This is a genomic window from Rubritalea sp., from assembly GCF_051252225.1.
In the GTDB taxonomy this organism is placed as follows: Bacteria; Verrucomicrobiota; Verrucomicrobiia; order Verrucomicrobiales; family Akkermansiaceae; genus Rubritalea.
This window is the reverse complement of sequence record NZ_JBPOGE010000004.1, coordinates 50029-70840: the sequence shown is the minus strand read 5'-3', so window position 1 is coordinate 70840 and position 20812 is coordinate 50029. Positions and strand designations below refer to the sequence as shown.

Genomic DNA, 20812 nt, shown 5'->3' with positions numbered 1-20812 from the left:
TAATGAGAAGTTACCGAGGAGAGGCTGGTCGGCAAGTTGGGATAGTGGCTAAAGAGAGTGGGCCGCGTGGTTGACATTCTTTTAATTGAAGGGATGCTGCCGCCATGCAGATTAATCAGATTATTACTCATCCAGGCGGTGCTCACAAAGATGACTTTTTGGCGAGTTGTTTGATGATTTATACCTACGGCGTGCCAGTGGTTCGTAAGGAACCGACTGCCGCGGAAGTGGCCAATCCTGCGGTTGCTGTCTTGGATGTGGGCGGTGAACACGATGTGCAGAAGATGAATTTTGACCACCATCAGTTTCCTGCAGATTACGAGCCGACATGTGCACTGAGCCTAGTGTTGATGTATCTTGGTTTGTACGAGGATGCTCGCTTGTATTGTGATTGGTTAGAGACTTCTGAGTGGCTCGACACCCGTGGAGCTGTGAAAACGGCTGCGTGGTTAGGAATAGAGCGTTCGGCAATGTCTAAGCTGAATTCGCCGGTAGATATTACGCTTCTCCGCCGATTTTCGAAATCTGAGCGTCATGAAGCTGGGCAGCCAGTTTATGAGGTAATGAGAATGATCGGCGAGGACATGGTGACCTTTTTGAAGGGCATGCGCGAACGCATGCAGGAGATAGACCGTCAGAGTGAAGTATGGGACATCGATGGTGTTTTCAAGGTGCTATTTATGCCGCGCACGGATCCTATGACGAGTGAGCCATCTGCGGGTATGGGGCGCTATATCGATAGCAAAGAGCCTGATTGTGTGGCGATGGTTTACCCAGATCGCCGTGGCACTGGCTATGGTCTTACGCGTTTCAACGATGATTTACGTTTCGATTTCACACGTTGTGACAATGAAGAGGATGTGCATTTCGCCCACAAGGCGGGCTTCATTATCAAGACATCAGCTACGGACTTGGACCGACTCAAGCAGCTGTTGAAAATGGCTTGGGTAGGCTAGAGGCTTTTCCTAACCGACAGATAGCACGATTGATGCTGGCTTTCAGCCAGCGGATACGTGTTCTGTGGTGACCTACCCGTTTGCGCGTCACGCCTCACGGTAGGCTGGTATGCATTTCAGCGTTGCTGAAGTGCGTCGGGTTTTACAGGTGTAAAACTTCAAATGCCCTTTTTGCAGGGGAAGGGCTGAAAGCCAACTCAAGAGCAGCTTTAGCAGAGCTTATTTAGCTGCGTTTTGTTTCCTTTTTCTGACCCAAAGTAGGAAGATGACAGTTGTTACCAGCATGAAGATCAATAGGCCGAAGAGTGCGAAGGCTCTTTCTGTTTCACTTTCGAGATCCTCAGGTATTTCACCTTCGATTGGTATCGCGGGGTCACTGAGAATAGTGATTTCACCATTTTTAAGACTCACTTTACTGAGCTTATTATAGACTTCAGCTAGATCTGGATCTTTTCGGTATTCAGAAAATAAGAAGGTTGGGAGTTCTTTGGTATACTTCTGAGGTACTGGATTTCCATTGTCAGGAGTGATTTTAGAAACAATGGGAAATACGGAACCCATGGCAATCATAGGTTCGACAGTCATGGTGGCATTCACATAGCGAAGCCCATCAAAACCAGCTCTCACGGTGAAGCAGATGTCTGAGATGATCGTCTTGTCAGTGATCTCTATGACGCTGAGGGTGTCACGAAAAGCCTTAAGTTTCGGATAGTGAGCGATGGCTAAGTTCATCTCATCTACGGTGAAGCTGACCTCAGCACGCTGACCAGATCTTACAGCATCACTAAATGTGTCGACCTTTTTATCGAGTGCTGTGACGGCGGAGTTGTCCTCTGTGGAGGCGAGTGCTGGCGTCTTTTTCTCTAGTTCAGAGATACTGATGATCGCCGCTTTATTTTCACGATAGGAATAGAAGGCTATGCCCGCAAGGAAGATGACCATGCCTATAATCACGATGAAAATGATGCAGCCAGCGATGGGTGTGGGCTTTCCAGTGGCTTCAGTATTTGGCTTGGACATATGCGTTTGATGGGCTCGCTGGAGATAACTTTCAAGTTTAATTAAGCGCGTGTTGCAAGATTGGGTGATGTGTTCTACTGGTCGTCATGGCGAAGATTTTGGTAGGCCTCTCTGGTGGCGTCGACTCAAGCGTGGCTGCTGCTCTTATGATTGAGCAGGGGCATGAAGTTGTGGGCGCTTACATGAAAAACTGGATCAACACTGACAATGTTCCCGGGGATTGCCCTTGGGAGAATGATGTGGATGACGCGCACGCTGTGGCGAAGAAGCTCGGGATCGAGTTTCGTGTGGTGGATCTGATTGACCAATACCAGGATCGAATCGTCGATTATTTACTAGAAGGATATCGCAGTGGAATCACTCCAAACCCGGATGTGTACTGTAACCGCGAGATGAAGTTTGGCGTGTTTCTCGACTACGCGCTCGCCCAAGGGTTTGAGTTCGTGGCGACTGGTCACTACGCGCGCAGACGCGACCGTGCCGATGGCTCGACTGATATTTTACGTGGCTCGGACACGAATAAAGACCAATCGTATTTCCTCGCTCTGATGGAGCAGCATCAGGCAAAGTACGCGCTTTTCCCTTGTGGAGAAATGCAGAAACCTGAAGTGCGGGAAGTAGCAGAACGTTTCGAACTGCCGACTGCCCAGAAAAAGGACAGTCAGGGGATTTGTTTCATTGGTAATGTGAAGATGAGCGATTTCTTACGCCATTATGTGCCAGATCGTCCTGGCAATATTGTAGATACGGAAGGCAAGCGTCTAGGTCGTCACAAAGGACTCCACCTCTATACTCTCGGACAACGCAAAGGGCACGGTGTGGCATCGCCACGTGACGGTGTTGCTTATGTGGTGGTAGGTAAAGAGCTCAAAAGGAATGAACTGATCGTTGGTTACAACGAAGCTGACACACCTGGGCTCTATGCGAGCAAATCAGTGGTCGGTACTGTGTCCTGGGTGAATAAGCCAGTGACAGTACGACGTAAGATCGAAGCACAACCACGCTATCGTGCGAAGGGTGAGCCAGTTTGGGTGACACCACGCGAAGACGGAAAGCTCGATGTCGAATTCATTCGACCACAACGAGCGCTCACTCCTGGCCAGATCTGCGCCTTTTACGAAAATGGTGTCTTGCTCGGCGGTGGAGTGTTCGAGTCGGTTGAGTAGATTTGGCGGTTATACTAGTCTGTTACGAGCTCTGTAAGATAGGGCAGTTTACCTAGTGCAATTTGATGGAAGTAGCTTCTTTAATCTGCTAGATCATGGTGCATGCGATTGCTGGTAATTTGTTATGCTCTTCTGTGTGTAGGTGTATTCGGAAATGGTGGCGGATACCATTATGGGATTAAATTTACGGGTGGGATTTCTCCGTTTTCTGCTGAGGGAGTAGAGAATGTTCAGATTATTGATGAGAAGTTAGACATTCATCTGTTACCTAATCATGCGACTGTTCAGGTGCGGTATCTGCTCAAAAATATTTCTGATCAGAGTGCGTCCGTGAAGTTTGGTTTTCCGGTGGAAGAAGTCGACAATCACTGGTCGGTTCCATTGCCGTTGGGTGATAAGCCGAAGGAAGAGGAAAGGGTTAGTTCGTATACTAAGAATTATAAAGTATCCTTAAGGGGCAAAGAATTAGCTTCTAAGTATGTGTATGAGCCGTATGCGAAGGGGGAGGTGAAAGCATTCGAAGGCGATGATGTTTTAAAAGGCATAAAGGGGTGGATGGTAAGTAAAATGCGACTCAAAGCCAATGAGTCTGTGGTGATGGAGATATCGTACGATTCTGATTACGATTGTGAAGGTCACTCTGTGAGTGAAGATTCCACAGATGGTCCGTGGAATTTTAAGTACCGACTATCGAGTGGAGGTGTCTGGAATGGTTCTATAAAAGAGGGGAGAGTCACTATCCATAATGCAGGTGTAGACCCAAGTCATATATGTGTTCTCAAACCAACGAATAGATTTAAGAAGGAGGGCAATACTTTGGTGTGGAGGTTCTCAAACCTCGAACCAAGCTTGAATGATGATATTGAGGTCATAGCAAGAGAATCAATCGGATCATTTCCAGTGGGTTATAGTGATGAAGTATCTGAAAATACGGATAAAAGGTACTACCGGATGGGTGGTAGATTCTATTTGGCACATTGGGAATACAGTGCAGAAGCTAGTTCTGAACTCAAATCTGAAGCGGGGTTTAATTATGGGGTGCTAAATATTAACCCCAGTTTCTACGAAGAAGGACATGATACATGGAGTGAAGGAGTAGAAGGGGATGGTGTAGGAGAGTCCATTACGATTACTTTAGATAAGCCATCTGAAGTAACGCATTTGTTGGTAAATAATGGTTATATAAAAAGCTTTGAAGAGGCGGGGCAAAGTTTCACAAACAATAATCGAGTGAAGTCTGTGAGGTTAACGATCAATGGTACTAATGAAATAAATGGGCTATTGTTTGATCATCCATTTGAGCAACTTGTTAGTTTGGGTGGTTTCGCAGGAAATGTGGAAACGATAAAGATTCAGATTGATTCAGTTTACAAGGGTGAGAAATATCAAGACACCTGCTTATCTGGTATTGAACTACTGAAGAGGCTTACCAATGAACCGAAGCAATATGGCTCTCGTTAGGGTCATTACCGTGCTGCTGGTATTATGCAGAATCTGTATCGCTAGTAACCTTCCCATCTACATCGAAGATAGTCACGCAGGGAGCTTCGAGTTCTTCGCAAATCGCTTAGATTTAGATGAGAGCTATACGCTTGTACTGTTCGATGCTCATTCTGACGCGTCCGCTGTTGATGGGAGCGATAGAGTTAGAGCTGCATTAAGGAATGTGCGTTCAGCTGCAGAGAGGCTCTCCGTCACCCAGAGTTTGAGAGATAGTGGGAGGATTCAACCGTATAACTGGATAGAGTCATTGATGCCGAGACCGATCTCAAGGGTGATTTGGATACCAGGGGATGGGTTTAGCTCCAATGAAATTGCAGAGATAGAGCAAGAATCGAGGAAGCATCTCGACTGGAAGTTACAGGTGGATGAAAGAGACTGTGGCCGATTGGGTCCAGAATTTGTGGTGAAAAACTTCTCTCAGGTGCAGAGCTTATCCATAGACCAACGCCTGTTAGTGAGCGTAGATATGGACATTTATGCCCAAGATAGTGTTGATGAATCTGACTTTGATTCACATTGGCAGTGGATAATTAAGCAACCAAAGTTAGAGGCTCTGAGCTTTGCTTTATCGCGTCCATGGTTGCGCAGTGACGAACAGGCGGATAGATTTATGGTCGCTGTCTTTCAGAAGTGTTTTTCTTTAGGGAATACGGAGATTCAATATGAACCTTATAGATTTGATCGACGTGACCGATCGTTGAAAGCGAAGGAGTTTTTAAAGCGTGGGGTGACCATTCCTCGCTTTAATATAGAAGAGTGCTCGCCCGTTTTATCCGACCTCTTGTTACAAAATACAGATAGAGTCACTGTAGAATCTGAGTCTGGTCGCTGGCGGGAACTTATCGACCAATGGATGGATCAATTTTCTCAAATCAAGGTTCATCTAAATGGACTAGATCAGTGTATAGATGGCGTGTGGAGGACACGAATCCAGGATGTGAGCGACATTTGGTTACAATATGATGGCGAGGTGACGTCTATCAAGTGGTGGTTACTGGAACCAGATTCTTCAGCTTATGATGTTTTACCAAAAGTCTCTCTAGGGAAGAGTTTCACTTCATCACGGGTCACCAGTTTTGTGTCTGAAAAGCGCAAGTTGATCACAGAAACAACTGACCTCGTACTGTCTGCCGACACGTGGGGGGAATATTTACCTGTGCCACATTCATCTGGAGTTATACGGCTGCAGGCTGAGGTGACTTCAAATGATGCGCTAAGGATTTCAGAGGTGATTGAACTCCGCGTATCAAGCAGAAATGGATTTTTGGGTGCTCTCAGTGAGCAGTTCGGTAGTCCGTATATTTTTGGAATTGGTTCAATCACTCACAAAGGTGAGCGTGGTGGAGAGGCGTTACTTGGGAATGATTGTGCAAACTTTCTGATCTATGGATTTAGGCAGGTTGGACTACGTTATGAGTGGGGAAACCCTAAACAATTGAGACAGCAGCTTAGTGTGCTTGCTGCTGACTGTGATAACTCAAGTCGGATCGTGTTCGATGAACAAAATCTAGAGGATGGTTTAGTTTTAGATTTTGGGGAACACGTTGCAGCACTATGGCAAGATAATGGTGATAAATACGTGTTAGAACCTGAAGATCTAGTAGTCCATCATTTGGGAGGATTTCCAGAGATCCTGCCACTATCTAACTTGATAAGTAAGTACCGGAGCTACGCAGTTTTGACCCCCGACCTAGAAAATGACCCACTGACACTTTGTTTTGGGGGCGATGTTAATCTCGACGGCGCGTCTGCTCAGATATTTTCAAAGACTCTAAGAGAGGTAATAAATGCAGCTGACTTGGCTGTCATTAATTTAGAATGTGCAATCAATGAAGAGGTTCGTGGCGAAGGGGGATTTTGCTTTGTGGCTCCTCCTCAGAATCTAGATTACCTAATGGAGGCAGGAATTGATGGGGTGGTTATAGCTAATAATCATGTTTATGACGCAGGAAGTGAGGGGCTTACGTTAACACTTGAACATGTGATCGAGAGAGGAATGGTCGCCATAGGAGTAGATTCGGAAGATACAATTTTAAAAATCGGTAATCATCGTGTAGGTATTGTGGCATTCGATGCGGTCTTACCTAGCTTGTATAATGCTGAGACGCGTGTGCTGCAGTACTCAATGGATAGGGAGCGGATAGAGAACGAAATCCGGGAGTTGAGAGAGGATTGTGATTCTGTCATCGTCATGCCTCATTGGGGGAATGAATATACCACTAAAGTTTCGGACGAGCAAAAAATGATAGCAAAGTGGTTAGTGAGGGTAGGCGCCGATGCTGTCATAGGCTCACACACTCATATCCGTCAAAAAATTGAGTATTATCGTGGAGTTCCAATTGTTTACTCATTAGGAAACATGTACTTCCCCAGTAAAGGTCCTAAAGGATTCAATGACTATGCCGCTCTTCAAGTTAAGTGGTATGGTGAAAATAATTATTTTGAGATGCAATGGATAAAAAACAAATGATCTATGCGCTGCATGGGGCAGTGGGGATGGCGGCTGATTGGAAGGACTTTGCTCAGGTAATGAAGGCTGATGGGCTAAGTGTCGCGCGGGTAGATCTGTGGAAGTTTCTGGCGTGTTGTCCGATGCCTATTGGTGAGTTTGGCGCAGCCTTTAATAAGGAAGTGCATGCGAAGGAGGCTGTGCTTTTAGGGTATTCGATGGGCGGGAGATTAGCGCTACATGCATTGTTAGATGCTCCAGATAAATGGCAGAAAGCTATTATTGTTTCAGCACATACTGGCTTAGCTGAAAGTGAGCGGATCCCGCGGCAATCACATGATGCGGCATGGGCGGCGAAAGCGCTGAAGTGGGACTGGGATACATTTTTAGGAGAGTGGAATAGCCAAGGGGTATTGGAAGGTGCTGAGATGGCTGACCGTAGAAAACTCAAGCCACAACGTGAGTCGGTTGCGCGATCGTTCATGGACTGGACAGTCGGGCTGCAACAGGATCTTTTGCCGAGATTAAAGGAAATCACATGTCCTGTGCTTTGGATCGTGGGTGCTCGAGATGAGAAGTTTCTGGCAGTTGCTAGAGTGGCCGTGCAAATGAATGATTTGATTCAGTTAGAAATAGTTGATGACTGTGGTCACCGTGTGCCGTGGGAGCAGCCGGAGGTTTTTAGCGGTCTCGTGAGTAAATTTCTGAATAAAAAATCTGTCTAATAAGCTGAATCTAAGTTTTAAGAGACTACCATGAACAGCACGCTGAAATCCTGCATTCTAGCAGCGCGACCGAAAACTCTACCTGCAGCTATTGTGCCTGTGTGGTTAGGTTGTGTACTTGCTTGGAAGCTAGAAGGGCAGTTTGATATCTGGCTTGCCATATGCACTCTGATGGGAGCTGTGTGGATCCAGATAGCTACCAACTTTTTTAATGACGCCATCGATAATGACAAAGGCGCTGATACTGAAAAGAGACTAGGGCCAGTGCGTGCGACAGCCAGTGGTTTACTGACTCGCGGGCAGGTGTATGGAGCTGCTCTGACTTGCTTGTTGATAGCTGGCGTATTCGGCTGGTTTTTGTTTGAAGCTCGGGGTTGGACAATGGTCGCGATTGGTTTGCCATCGCTCTACCTTTGCTACGGATACACAGGTGGTCCAGTGCCTCTGGCATATAGAGGATTGGGTGAGCTTTTCGTGATTCTATTTTTTGGGGTGATCGCAGTGATGGGGACCATTTTCGTACAGCTAGGGAGTTGGCCAGAAGAGGGGCTTCTTTTAGGCCTGCAAGTAGGCCTACTCAGTGCTGTTCTCATTTCCATTAATAATTTAAGAGACTGCGAGGAGGATGCGGGGAATAGTAAGAATACTTTGGCGGTGAAGCTCGGGGAGCGCTGGGCGAAGCGGGTGATTCTATGGGAGCTCGTAGGGCCATTTGCGTTGTCTTTGCTTTGGTTTGTCATGGGGTATCCCAATCTTGCGGCTGGATCACTAATTTACATGCCCTTAGGGATAGTGATCTGGAGAGCGATTAAGCATGAAGCGCCGAGTGCGAAGTATAATAAGTTTCTGGCTCTTTCTGGAGTTCAGCTATTGCTTTTTGCTGTCTTTATCACGTTGGCTTGTGTTATCTAACACTCGTTAAAAATGGCTAAACCTCTCTACATACACCGCTATACTTTGCAGAGCAGGAGTGTGCTAAATAGCCGCTCAGAGAGAAGCGAGTATAAAGGGGTTTTGATCCGTAAAGGAGATGGTATTGGCTGTGTGCATCCGTGGACTGAGCTTGGGGATCCGTCCTTAGAATCATTGATAGAAAGCCTGCGTGATGGTGACTATCGTCCTGCATTAATCCAAAATGCAATGGAGTGTGTTCGTCTTGACGGTGAAGCTCGACAGAGCGGAGTGGCTTTGTTTGACGGTGTGAAAGCGCCTGATAGCCATGCTACTTTGGTCGATGGAGAATCGCAGATTGAAGCTGCTGTAGAAGCTGGCTTTCGAGTGATGAAGTTGAAGGCTGGACGAAATCTGCAGAGAGAGGCCGAGTGGCTAGATGCAGCGCATCTGCGCTATCCGGATTTGCGTTGGAGGCTGGATTTCAATCAGTGTCTCGATCGATCTGAGTTAGATGGATTTGTGAATCATTTTTCTGAGGGGCTGGTAAAGTCGATTGATTTTCTAGAAGACCCATGCTCTGAGGGTGAGTCGATAGATGATGTTTCTATAGCACTGGCTGTGGATCGTGAAGTCTCTCAATGTGCTGGTCCCTACAAATATGCCGTGGTTAAGCCTGCGGGCGATAAGGTGGAGCTGGTCTGCCAACGTGCTATAGAACAGAGCATGCGAGTTGTCTTCACCTCGTATATGGACCACCCGATTGGGCAATCTTATGCAGCGTATGTGGCGGGGAAGATTTCTGCTCAGTATGGTGACCTGATTGACGCTCACTGTGGGCTTATGACACATGGCTTGTTTGAGCCAGATGCATTTACTGAAGCACTGGGTAAGCCGTGCCCAGAGTGGAGTCCGGCTGAGGGAACGGGCTTGGGCTTTGATACGCTTATTGAACAATTAGATTGGGAGAGGTTGATTTGATGCAATGTCATTGTCCATATCTCGAGCCAGCTTTTTGGCATCAGTCTAATCACTGTGTAATGCACAATACGTTTTCTAGTGGTGAAGGTCAACGCCTGGAGCAGTGGCTGAGGGAACAAGAAAATCCATTATTTGAGAGACAGGTATTTTTCCAGACTTCTGGATCAACGGGGCAATCTAAGTGGGTCGCCCTATCTAAAGATGCATTGTTAGCTTCTGCTAGAGGTATTAATGCGCATCTAGGAATTGAGACTGGAGCGAAGTGGGTCTTAAATTTACCGATTTTTCACGTCGGAGGATTTGGAGTGCTTACGCGCTCATTTTTGACTGGTGGTCACTGTCAGGTTTTTCATGAGAAGTGGGGTGCAGTGGCGTTCTCACGTTTCGTTTACGAACATGGATCTGAGTATATTTCCTTGGTGCCAACTCAGGTGGTGGATCTGGTGAGATCACGCTGTATTGCTCCGCATAGTGTCAAAGCCGTGGTGGTTGGTGGAGGGAAGCTGGAGGATTCTGTCTATAGGGACGCACTAGCTCTTGGCTGGCCAGTATTGCGCAGTTATGGCATGACTGAGGCTGGTTCACAGATTGCAACCGGAGACAATTTTGAGGGAGGCTTGAATGTGCTACCCATTTGGGAAACGAGGGTGAATCAGGACGGGTTGTTGGAATGGCGTGGAGACGCAGGTCTGAGTTTTTATCTGGAAGAGGGAGAAGAAGGTTTCCGAGTAATAGATCCCAAGCATGACGGCTGGTTTACGACGCAGGATCGCGTATCGATTAGTGATGGACGGCTATCCATGTTAGGTCGCAATGATTCTTTAGTGAAGGTCTTGGGAGAGCTTGTAGATATTGGTCGTCTAGAAGAACGGCTGAGAGAGGAAGTTGGTCGAGATTGTGTCATTCTTACCGTTCCAGACGAACGCAGAGGAGTGCTTTTAGTCCCAGTGATTGAGAGTGAAGGGGACGTCGAACTCCCTGGATTTAGTGGCATTGAGCGTTTGCAGAATGCTTTGTTCTTGCAGGTATTTCCTAGGACTAGTCTTGGAAAGATACGCCGTGGAATTGTGCGTGAGGTTCTTGGGCTTTAGTTTCCGCTTAAAAGCTATAGAAAAAATGAGATTTCCTGCATAGGTTGTTTGGACATGACCTTAGAAGATCTCGGATGGAACGAAGCCTTTGCTGCCGAATTTAAGCCTTTTATAAAAAAAGGGTGGGTTCCTGCGCGCTTGATTCGAGATAATAAAATCAGCTATGGAGCCTTATTAGAAGGAGCCGAAGAGCTAGAGGTAATCATGAGTGGTAAGGTCTACCATGATGCTGAGTCAGATGCTGAGCTCCCTGCCGTAGGTGACTGGGTCGCTCTCGATTTAGGTGGTGATGATGAAGATACGGTGATTCGAGCAAGACTTTCTCGCCAAACTTGTTTTTCAAGAAAGCTACCTGGCAAGAGTAGTGAGGAACAAGTGATGGCAGCAAATGTTTCTGTTGTGGTGGTAGTAACGGATGCTGGATCTGACTTCAATCCACGACGGATGGAACGATATTTTATGCTTATTGAGCGTAGTAAGGCTAAAGCCGTGGTGCTGGTGAATAAGAGTGATCTCTTCCCTGATGATCTTAACCAATCAGCCAAAGAGGAAATTGAAGCTCTGAAGGAGCAAGCGGATGTTTACATCACGAGTGCAGCGAAGAACGAGGGCTTAGAAGTACTGAAGCAGTATTTGGCTCCAGGTGTTAGTATCACCATAGTGGGTTCTTCAGGCGTTGGTAAATCGACTCTAGTGAACCAGCTTTTAGGCGATGAGTGGCAGTGGACGAATGAGGTCAACGAGCTCACGGGCAAGGGGCGTCATACGACTACTGCGCGCGAGCTTTTGGTGCTAAATGAAGGCGGTATCTTGATTGATAACCCAGGAATTCGAGAAGTTCAGATGTGGACGGATGAGGCCACATTAAGAGAGAGTTTTACTGATGTAGATGAGATCGCTGCACAGTGTAAGTTTCATGATTGTAAGCACGGTACAGATAAGGGCTGTGCCATTCATGCCGCAGTAGAGTCTGGTGAACTTCCAGTTGAACGCTACGAGAGCTATTTGAAGCTCGAGGATGAGATTGCAGAGCTTAAAAAGCGCTGTGAAAAGCGGAAGATGAATGTGGATAGACGTGCCAAGCGAGACCACAAAGTGAAGGCGCGCAATCATGCTGATCGTATTGATCACGACAGAAGACAAAAGCCTGAGAGGTATTGATTCGCATCACACTTTGTGATGGGGGAATGTAGGTGCCCAGTCGCTAGTAATAGTGATTTATTGAGCGTGAGTATCTTCTGGGCTCCTCCCGCTGTCGCTGTGTGCGCTATTTATTCTTTAGATTTGCGAGCATAGCTCGTTGTTTACGATAGGCCCCCTTCGGACTAGAAATCCTTTCTACGCAAGGCTTGGTTATTCTTCATTCACGGATGAAAATCCGCTCACTTATCACGCCTAGCCTGGAATTCTTTCCACCACCACCAACGCTAGTTGCCGGAGGTGGCCTGAAGTTAAAAAATTTGATTTTCAGGGCGTTTGATAGCATTTGATATTTTTTTCATAAAGTTTGTAACGGTATTAGAAAAAACACGGATTTGATAATGAGACCGTCTTTGTTTCGTTATGTTTGTTAAGCAGGTTACCTTATTCGTCACCCAGTTGGCTTTCATAATTGATCAAACGATTAACTAATTAAATTTATGAACTCCAAAAAAAATACTAGTAAAAATTCGAAAGCTCTTTCCGCTATAATTGCTGCATCTGTAGGAGCTGCTACCTCAGGATATGTTGGTGCCGCTACTGAGGGCGTCGATGGTTCTAACGGAATCGACACGGGCACACTTGGCGGTGCATTATTCTATCAAGGTGCAGACGGGGGTAACGGAGGTGATGTCACTCTTCTCTCAGAGCTTTATGCCGGCACAGGAGGTGCAGGCGGCGCAGGAGCCATTATCAATTCTAATTTTGCTCTCCCGTTTTCACAGAAATTAACTGGTGGCAAGGGTGGTAATGGTGGCAATAATCTGTTGGCAGGTAGCAGTGCTCTAGCTGGTATTGGAGGCAAAGGTGGTGCGGGGCTTATCATCAATGACTCAAATAATACTGATCCTAAACTCACATCTAACGGAGATTCCACAGGTGGTGCCGGTGGCGCTGGAGGAACAGGTGTCAATGGTGGCGCTGTTGGTGGTGAAGGTGGAGTCGGCGTGGTTGTAGGTAATGATCTAGGAAGTGTTGTGGATGGAGTAGTCGATGGCGGGTATGTGAACAACGAGAATATTACAGGTGGTCAAGGTGGGACAGGAGGAGCTGGTGCCGATGGCGCCCAGGGCGAAACAGGAGCTACTGGAGCAAGCTCTGCAGCACTTGATCAGGCAGCTAATGGAGGAATTGGTGAAGACGGAGACAATGGTGCAGATTCTACAGTTTCAGCGACAGCAGGCGCTGACGGTGCTGATGCTACTACTGGTCTAGCAGGTGCTGATGGCACGGCTGGAACAGCAGGGGATTCAGGAACTGATACAGTAGGTGTTGCTGCAACAGGAGACGATGGAGCTGAAGGAAACGATGGAGCTGCTCAAGTTGCCGCAGCAGCTGGTGCACAAGGTGCAACTGGAACGGACGGAACTGATGCAACGGCTGTATCAGCTGATGGAACTAACGGAACAGCAGGAGCTAACGGTACTGACGGAGTAGCTGCTGGTGAGAGTGGAACGGACGGAACGGCTGGAAGCGCCAATGCACAAGCTGGCCAAGCTGGTCAAGCCGGTGGTGATGGCACGGCTGGCCTTGCCGGAGATATCGGAACAGATGGTCTCGCTGGAAATGATGGTGAGACAGGTAGTCAAGGAGTTCAAGGTGATACCGGAGCTGAAGGCGGTATAGGAGGCGTAGGTTCTAATGCATTATCCGCTGGTACAGCAGGTATAGCAGGAACAGCCGCAACGAATGGAGGCAATGGCGATATTGGAGCCAATGGCAATAATGGTCTTGCTGGAACGAACGCAACTGATGGAGCGGACGGACTAGCTGGAGTCAATGGCGGTGCAGGTGCTGCAGGAACAGATGGCGTAGATGGAGCCGATGGTGCAGCAGGTGCTACTGGCGGAGCTGGTATGGTTGTAGGAAATAATTCTGTAGCCACGAATAATGGAAGTATTACAGGTGGCACAGGTGGTGCCGGCGGTGCAGGTGGCACGGGTGCTCAAGGTAGCACGGGTGGAACCGGCGGCGCAGGTCAGGACGGTCAAGATGGTGGCGATGGAGGCATTGCTGGAAATGGCGGAAACGGTAGTGACGGCATTGCTGGTGCTGACGGTGGAAATGGCGGAAATTCCGTCGTAGGAGCCGATGGTGGTGCAGGCGCAGACGGAGGCGTCGGTGGTCAAGGCGGCACTGGACAAACTGGAGGCGCAGGCGGCATTGGCGGCGCAGGTGGAACCGGTGGCGAAGGTCAAGCTGGAGGAGCTGGCGGCCAAGGTGGCACAGGCGGATCTGGAGGAAATGGAATCGTCGGAGGAGCTGGCGGCACTGGTGCTGCTGGAGGAAATGGTGGACTCGCTGTTGCTGGAAGTGATGGCACTAACGGTGTCGATGGAGCAGCTGTAGGCGCTGTAGCCAATGGCACCGACGGTGCAAATGGCGCGGACGGATTGAATGTAGGTTTAAATGGAGCTACTGGCACAGATGGCGCAATAGCAGCCAATGGTGTAGACTCTACAGAAGTCGCTGCAAATGGCACTGATGGAGCCGATGGCACCGACGGTACTACTGGAGGAGTTGGCGGAAATGGTGGCACAGGCGCTAACGGCGGAGCTGGTGATGATGGCACTAATGCAATTGGGGCGATCCCAGGTCTAGATGGCACTGATGGTGGAGACGGAGCTGAGGGACTTGAAGGTGCGGCAGCTATTGCTGGCACTGACGGCACTGATGCTGAAAATGGAGGTAACGGAGCAGACGCTACCGTTTCAGGCACTGATGGCGAAAACGGTAATGCTGGTGAAGCTGGCGAAGCTGGTGGCGTAGGTGATGCAGGTCAAGATGGCGAAAATGGAACTGATGGCGAAAATGGCCTAGCAGGTAATGCAGGTGGCGATGGCGTTGCTGGTCAAAACGGAGGCAACGGCGGAGCTGGTAGTAATGGACTTACTGGAGCAGAAGGCGGAGCCGGTGGAGCTGGTGGTAATGCTGCTGATGGCGGCATTGGTGGCATCGGTGGTGATGCTGGCACAGGCGGTATCGGAGGAATCGGTGGAATTGGCGGCACTGGTGGAATCGGTGGCGTAGGCGGAATCGGTGGAATCGGCGGAAATGGTAGTGCTGGTGGAGCTGGTGCTGCGGCTGCAGCTGCAGGTGATGCTGGCTCAGGAGGAGCTGGTGGATTTGGTGGCTCAGGTGCTGCTGGAGGAAATGGCGGCAGCGGTGGAATCGCCGGAAATGCTGGTAACGGCGGAATCGGCGGTGACGGAGGAAATGCTGGAAACGGTGGCTTAGGTGCTGCTGGTGGCGATGGCGGAGTAGGCGTCGCAGTAGGCGAAAATTCTTATTTATATAATACCGAAGGCGCTACCATCGCAGGTGGTGCTGGAGAAGTAGGTGGTGACGGAGGAGACGGTGGCCTAGGAGGCACTGGCGGAACCGGTGGAGTTGGCGGCGATGGCGGTCTCGGTGGAGACGGTCAAGACGGTGGCACAGGCGGTGACGGTGGACTCGGAGCCAATGGAGGCAACGGTGGAACTGGAGGTGATGGCGCTTCTGGTGGTGCTGGCGGCCTCGGTGGTTCTGGAGGCACTGGTGGAGTTGGCGGCACAGGCGGCATAGCTGGAGTTGGCGGCGAAGGTGGAGTAGGCGGCGATGGCGGCCTCGGAGGAACTGGCGGAGCTGGTGGTATCGGTGGAACTGGCGGTGACGGTGGCTTAGGAGCTACTGGTGGCGTCGGTGGAACTGGTGGAGCTGGTGGCATTGGTGCAGACGGAGCTAACGGTGGAGTTGGCGGAAATGGCGCAAATGGATCAGTTGGCGGAATCGGCGGCGACGCAGGTGCTGGTGGAACTGGCGGCAATGGTCTGGCCGGTGGCACTGGTGGTAATGGCGGCAACGGCTCCAATGGTGGAGACGGCGGCTTAGGAGCTATAGGCGGAACTGGTGGAGCTGGCGGTAATGCTGGCAACGGCGGTGACGGTGGTGTTGGCGGAGACGCTGGCACTGGCGGAAACGGCGGAAATGGCGGTGATGCTGGCGACGGTGGAGCTGGTATAGATTTCGGGCTTTTTGCTGCCGATGGCGCAGATGGAGGCGATGGTGGCGACGGCGGTGATGCTGGAGCTGGCGGAGCTGGAGCCGAAGGCGGAACTGGTGGCAACGGCGGACTCGCTGGAGTTGGCGGAAATGGTGGTGCTGGATCCGATGGCGGAGCAGCTGGAAACGGCGGCGATGCTGGAGCTGGCGCCGACGGCGGAGAAGGTGGCGCAGCTGGAAATGGCGGAAACGCTGGTCTAGCTGGAGTTGGCGGAACTGGTGGAGACGCTGGTAACGGAGCTGACGGCGGTGCAGGAGGTGACTCAGGTGCTGGCGGCGATGGCGGTCTAGGCGGAGTTGGCGGAGCCGGCGGAGCTGGTGGTAATGCTGGAAACGGTGGAATAGGCGGAGACGGTGGTGCAGCTGGAGACGGCGGCATGGCTGGAATCGGCGGAATCGGTGGAATCGGAGGCACTGGCGGAATCGGAGGACTCGGTGGTCTCGGAGGTAATGGTGCTGACGGTGGAGCTGGCGGAGCTGCTAGTAATGGCGGTAACGGTGGAAACGCTGGAGCTGGCGGAAACGGCGGTAATGCAGGACTAGGCGGTGACGCTGGTGATGCTGGAGCTGGAGGAAACGCTGGAAACGGCGGGAACGGCGGCAATGGCGGAATCGGAGGTAACGGCAATGATGGTGGCGACGGTGGTAATGGCGGCGTAGGTGTCAGCCTTGCTGAAGGAGCCACACTACATAATTTAGGAACTGTTCTTGGTGGTAATGGTGCCGCAGGCGGAAATGCAGGTGTCGCTGGAGAAGCAGGCGCTGCAGGAGAAGCGGGCGCACAAGGCACCGCAGGAACAGCAGGTGCAGCGGGAACTGGAGGAGCATCCGGAACAGCAGGAGCTGAAGGCATAGCAGGGACAGCGGGCACGGGTGGTGCAGCTGCTACTGGTGGCAGAGGAGGTGCCGCAGGCGAAGCTGGAAACGGCGGAGCAGGTGGCGCTGGCGGAGATGCTGGTGCAGCTGGTCAAGGTGGACTTGCTGGCACAGCTGGTGTAGCAGGCACCGCAGGAACTGGAGCCGTTAGTGGAGCTGCTGGTGCAGCTGGCACAGGCGGTGCAGCTGGCACAGGTGGAAATGGCGGAGACGCAGGAACCGCAGGCACAGCAGGAACTGGTGGAGTAGCAGGAGCTGCAGGCACAGCAGGAACAGGAGGAGCTGGTGGACAAGGAGCTGCTGGTGGAACCGCAGGCACAGCTGGTGCTGGTGGAGTCGCAGGCACAACTGGATCTGCAGGCGTAGCCGGAACAGCAGGAACAGGAGGAGCTGGTGGTGAAGCAGGTGCTAATGGTCTAGCTGGAGCCGACGGCGAGACTGGATCTGCAGGAAACCTCGGCACACCTGGAACCCCAGGAACACCTGGAACTCCAGGTAATGATGGAGCTGATCTAGGAGCTGATCCCGGAGTCGCTGGAACCCCTGGTGAAGCAGGTGAAGCTGGAGCTAGTGGTGTAGCTGGTGCTGGTGGAACTGCTGGATCAGGCGGTGCTGCAGCGATCGGTGCAGGCACAGCTGGTGCCGCAGGAGCAGATGGTGCTGCGGGCACAGATGGAGTTGCAGCAGCCAACGGAACAGATGGAGCTACAGGTGCCACAGGCATTGATGGAACTACATCTGTTGACGGAGTCGCAGGTGTCGATGGACAAGCTGGAGTGGATGGCACTGCGGGAGCAGATGGTAATCAAGCTTCCGATGGAACCGCAGGCGCTCAAGGTGCTAGTGGAGCGATAGGTGCAACGGGTGCTGCAGGCGTCAGCCCAACGGCTGTTGGGAACAATGGCGCGGAGGGTAGCGCAGGCGCTGCTGCTGACGATGGCCTAGCAGGAAGCGAAGGGTCAACCGGAGCCACAGGTGCTGCTGGAGATAGCGGATTAGCTGGTAACGCAGGTGCCGCTGGAGCTGATAGTAATGCTGGAAACGATGGCGTGGGTGCTGCTGACGGAGTTGCTGGAAATCCAGCCTCAGCCGCCTCAGGTGCCGATGGTGCTACAGCTTCTAATGGTGCTGCAGGAATTGACGGAACTTCTGGATCGGTCGGAACAGTTGGTCTCTCAGGAGGTCTTGCTGGCACAGGCGGAGTCGGTGGCGTAGGAGTAGTTGGTGTTGGTAATACCAAGATCATCAACGGCGGTATTATCGCAGGTGGTCTTTCCTTCGATGGACTGGCTCAATCAAATGCTGTCGAGTTTACAAATGGAGGAAATGACCTAGAAATCTGGGCTGATTCTGACATTCAGGGAAATGCTATCTCCTTCGATGGTAACGATACATTCGCTCTCGGTGGAGCAGATGATCAGACCTTCGATGCCTCTGAAATCGGAACGCAGTATCAAGGTTTCGAATTCTTCGAGAAACGAGGAGCTAGCCTCTGGACGCTTATTAACACGACAGACGAACTAACACCATGGACGCTGGAAGAAGGAACTCTATCAGTTTCTGAAGAAGGTAACCTCGGTGACCTAGCAGGTGGAGTGACCTTCGATGGAGGAAACCTCCAAATCACAGGAACATCCTTCATCACGACTGAACGGGATCTTAACATCCTCGATGGTGGCGGTGGAATCGATATTGACGATGCTTCTAACACATTCACGCTTAATCAAGAGATCACAGGGTCAGATACTGACGGCGGTCTTGCCAAGCTTGGAGACGGAACACTCGTTCTTAATGGAGCCAATACCTACACAGGTATCACAGCTGTGAGGGAAGGTAAACTTGTCATCGGTGATTCAGAGCTGAGTGATGGATCTATCGCTGGAAGTGCTTATGTCGCCGAAGGTGCAACTCTCGCAGGCCATGGAACGATCGGCGAAGATCTCTATAATGATGGTGGACTGGTCACGCCTGGAAACTCCATCGGAACGCTCAATGTCCTAGGAAACTATGCAGGGCAAAACGGTGGTGAATTAGAGATTGAGCTTGATCGGACAGATGATTCTATCTTGAACGATAAACTCATCACTGGCGGAACCGCTGATCTCACAGGGACAACACTACGTCTTGTTAGAAATAACGAAGGGCTAGAACGTCTCGAGCAGATCAATGCTATCGAAACTGGAGGTGGTATTGCTGGAGAAGTAGATGCCTTTGATATTTCAGAATTCGAGCGCTTAATGCTGTTTGATAATGGAACGACTGATGGTCTCAACGGAATCGTTTACGGCACTGGTGTAGATCAAGGTGAAGGCTTAGACGCTATCGCTGGACTTGACTCTAATCAACGAGCTGTCGCTGGAGCGATTTCGGATGAAGTTCTTGATGGTAGCAATACAGTCGATGCCAATGATTCATTCGGTGCCGCTGCGATCGAGATCATAACGGATGAAAGCAATGGTGACTTCCTTGATTCTATATCGCCTGAAGGTTATGCAGGACTGACGGATTACACTCAGCAAACAGTTAGGAACTACAGCAGATTCGCAATGAATATGCCGGGGATTTCTATCAGCTCTAAGGAAGCACCAATTCAGTATACGAATTACAGTGCGAAGGGTGGCAATGCGAAAGAAAGTATTCCAGCTTATCAGCCGCGAGTTGTTAAGGATACCTCGATTTTCGCTGGATACACGCATTTCAATGCGGGAACCGATTCATCATCTGCTGGAGACTACGATCTCGACAGTAATGCTGGAATCGCTGGTATTCGTCATCGCGTTAATAATCTGACTATTGCTGGATTTATCGGAGTCGATTCTGGTAATGTTAATTCTACCTTTATCAACTCTGATGTAGATGGTCTGCTGTTCGGTGGATTTGCATCCTTCCTCGTGAATGCTCAGAATAATACGATTGTTACTGGAGGTCTTACTTACGGAAGTTATGAATATGATGGGACACGTAGCAATGACTTCAATGGAGTTTCTAGCTTCAGCGGAGTTGATGCCAATGCCTTGGATGTTTATACCGAAGCTCAAACTGATATTCATAGCACAGAGAGGCTACGTCTAACACCATCGTTTGGAGTTCATTATATTAGTTCAGAAGTAGATAGTTTTACCGAGAGTGGTGGTTTACTTCCTCTCGATATAGGTCAGATGAATGACGATGCGTTACTTGCTGAAATTGCCTTCCATGCGGAATACAAGGTTAATGAAAACATATTTGTTAACGGAAGCATTGGTTATTCTCATAACTTCATTGATGTTGAGAGAACTGTAGATGCACGTTTCGTCGAAGGATCGACTCCGTTTAGTGTTCGCTCCAATGGCTTCAGCGAAGATATTCTGAGCCTCGGTTTGGGAGCTAATTGGCAAGCAACGGATGCGCTTGGTTTCAATATGAATTACCGTGCTGAGTTCGGCTTAGACCAAGACACGAGCAACGCATTTGGATTCGGAGCTTCTTACGATTTCTAATCTTCTTACGAAAATAAGTAGTTAGGTTCAGGGGTGTGGTAGCAAAGTCTGCCGCACCCTTTTTCTTTGTCCCCAATATTGAGCAAACATTATAAAATATACTAACAGAATAAAAATGACCTCATCGATGGTGCTTCTCTGTATTTTATCATCTTGTGAAAAGCCATCTTCCACAGTCGCGCAGCAGTCAGATGTGAAGGTTTACTCCGAGACATCTGGTGAGAATTTTGATGAAAGCGAGTTCTCGAAATGGATGAGTAAAGCAGATCAGCAGATCAGCAGATCAGCAGATCAGCAGATCGCTTATGATAGCCGAGATCCGAACACCTACTTTGCTTATACGGAAGGGCGCAGCCAGAGCGGCTTCCAGCAATTCCGGCATGTGATCAAACCTCTACCGGTAGAGACTCACTCAGAGTGGGGAGTCATTTGAT

Annotated in this window: 12 protein-coding genes; 11 read left to right on the top strand and 1 reads right to left on the bottom strand. The window is 49.9% G+C overall.

Going from position 1 to position 20812, the window contains the following annotated elements; all coding sequences use genetic code 11:
* The first annotated feature begins 104 nt into the window (after positions 1-104).
* The gene (locus ACSHX2_RS05675; RefSeq protein ID WP_435691446.1) at positions 105-956 is read left to right on the top strand and encodes an MYG1 family protein; all 852 of its coding nucleotides are present in this window, start codon (positions 105-107) and stop codon (positions 954-956) included.
* A 219-nt stretch (positions 957-1175) separates the two neighbouring features.
* Here ACSHX2_RS05675 and ACSHX2_RS05670 read toward each other — a convergent pair whose 3' ends face one another.
* Positions 1176-1976, bottom strand: a complete 801-nt coding sequence (locus ACSHX2_RS05670) for a hypothetical protein (RefSeq protein WP_435691444.1) — start codon at positions 1974-1976, stop codon at positions 1176-1178.
* An 86-nt stretch (positions 1977-2062) separates the two neighbouring features.
* Here ACSHX2_RS05670 and mnmA point away from each other — a divergent pair, with 86 nt between their 5' ends.
* The 10 genes from mnmA (at position 2063) to ACSHX2_RS05620 (ending at position 20811) form a co-directional block, all read left to right on the top strand.
* Entirely contained in the window at positions 2063-3142 is a 1080-nt protein-coding gene (gene mnmA, locus ACSHX2_RS05665) for a tRNA 2-thiouridine(34) synthase MnmA (RefSeq protein ID WP_435691442.1), read from the top strand.
* A gap of 102 nt (positions 3143-3244) precedes the next feature.
* Positions 3245-4603, top strand: coding sequence for an NADase-type glycan-binding domain-containing protein (locus ACSHX2_RS05660; RefSeq protein WP_435691440.1), 1359 nt, complete (start codon positions 3245-3247; stop codon positions 4601-4603).
* Entirely contained in the window at positions 4575-7115 is a 2541-nt protein-coding gene (locus ACSHX2_RS05655) for a CapA family protein (protein WP_435691438.1), read from the top strand. Before ACSHX2_RS05660 ends, ACSHX2_RS05655 begins: the two co-directional genes overlap by 29 nt.
* On the top strand, positions 7097-7819 hold the full coding sequence (locus ACSHX2_RS05650) for an alpha/beta fold hydrolase (RefSeq protein WP_435691436.1): 723 nt from the start codon (positions 7097-7099) through the stop codon (positions 7817-7819). Before ACSHX2_RS05655 ends, ACSHX2_RS05650 begins: the two co-directional genes overlap by 19 nt.
* Before the next feature lie 30 nt (positions 7820-7849).
* Positions 7850-8731 carry a 1,4-dihydroxy-2-naphthoate octaprenyltransferase gene (gene menA / locus ACSHX2_RS05645; RefSeq protein ID WP_435691434.1) on the top strand — a complete coding sequence of 294 codons (882 nt, stop codon included), beginning with the start codon at positions 7850-7852 and terminating at the stop codon, positions 8729-8731.
* 12 nt (positions 8732-8743) lie between these two features.
* A complete protein-coding gene (locus ACSHX2_RS05640) occupies positions 8744-9691 on the top strand; it encodes an enolase C-terminal domain-like protein (protein WP_435691432.1) in 948 nt (315 codons plus the stop codon).
* 59 nt (positions 9692-9750) lie between these two features.
* Positions 9751-10782: an AMP-binding protein gene (locus tag ACSHX2_RS05635; RefSeq protein ID WP_435691430.1), complete on the top strand. Its 1032-nt coding sequence runs from the start codon at positions 9751-9753 to the stop codon at positions 10780-10782.
* A gap of 54 nt (positions 10783-10836) precedes the next feature.
* Complete coding sequence (gene rsgA / locus ACSHX2_RS05630) at positions 10837-11943, top strand: ribosome small subunit-dependent GTPase A (RefSeq protein WP_435691428.1); 1107 nt, start codon at positions 10837-10839, stop codon at positions 11941-11943.
* A 479-nt stretch (positions 11944-12422) separates the two neighbouring features.
* Positions 12423-20378 carry a PE family protein gene (locus ACSHX2_RS05625; RefSeq protein WP_435691426.1) on the top strand — a complete coding sequence of 2652 codons (7956 nt, stop codon included), beginning with the start codon at positions 12423-12425 and terminating at the stop codon, positions 20376-20378.
* Between the two features lie 115 nt (positions 20379-20493).
* A complete protein-coding gene (locus ACSHX2_RS05620; protein WP_435691424.1) occupies positions 20494-20811 on the top strand; it encodes a hypothetical protein in 318 nt (105 codons plus the stop codon).
* Position 20812: the final 1 nt, after the last annotated feature.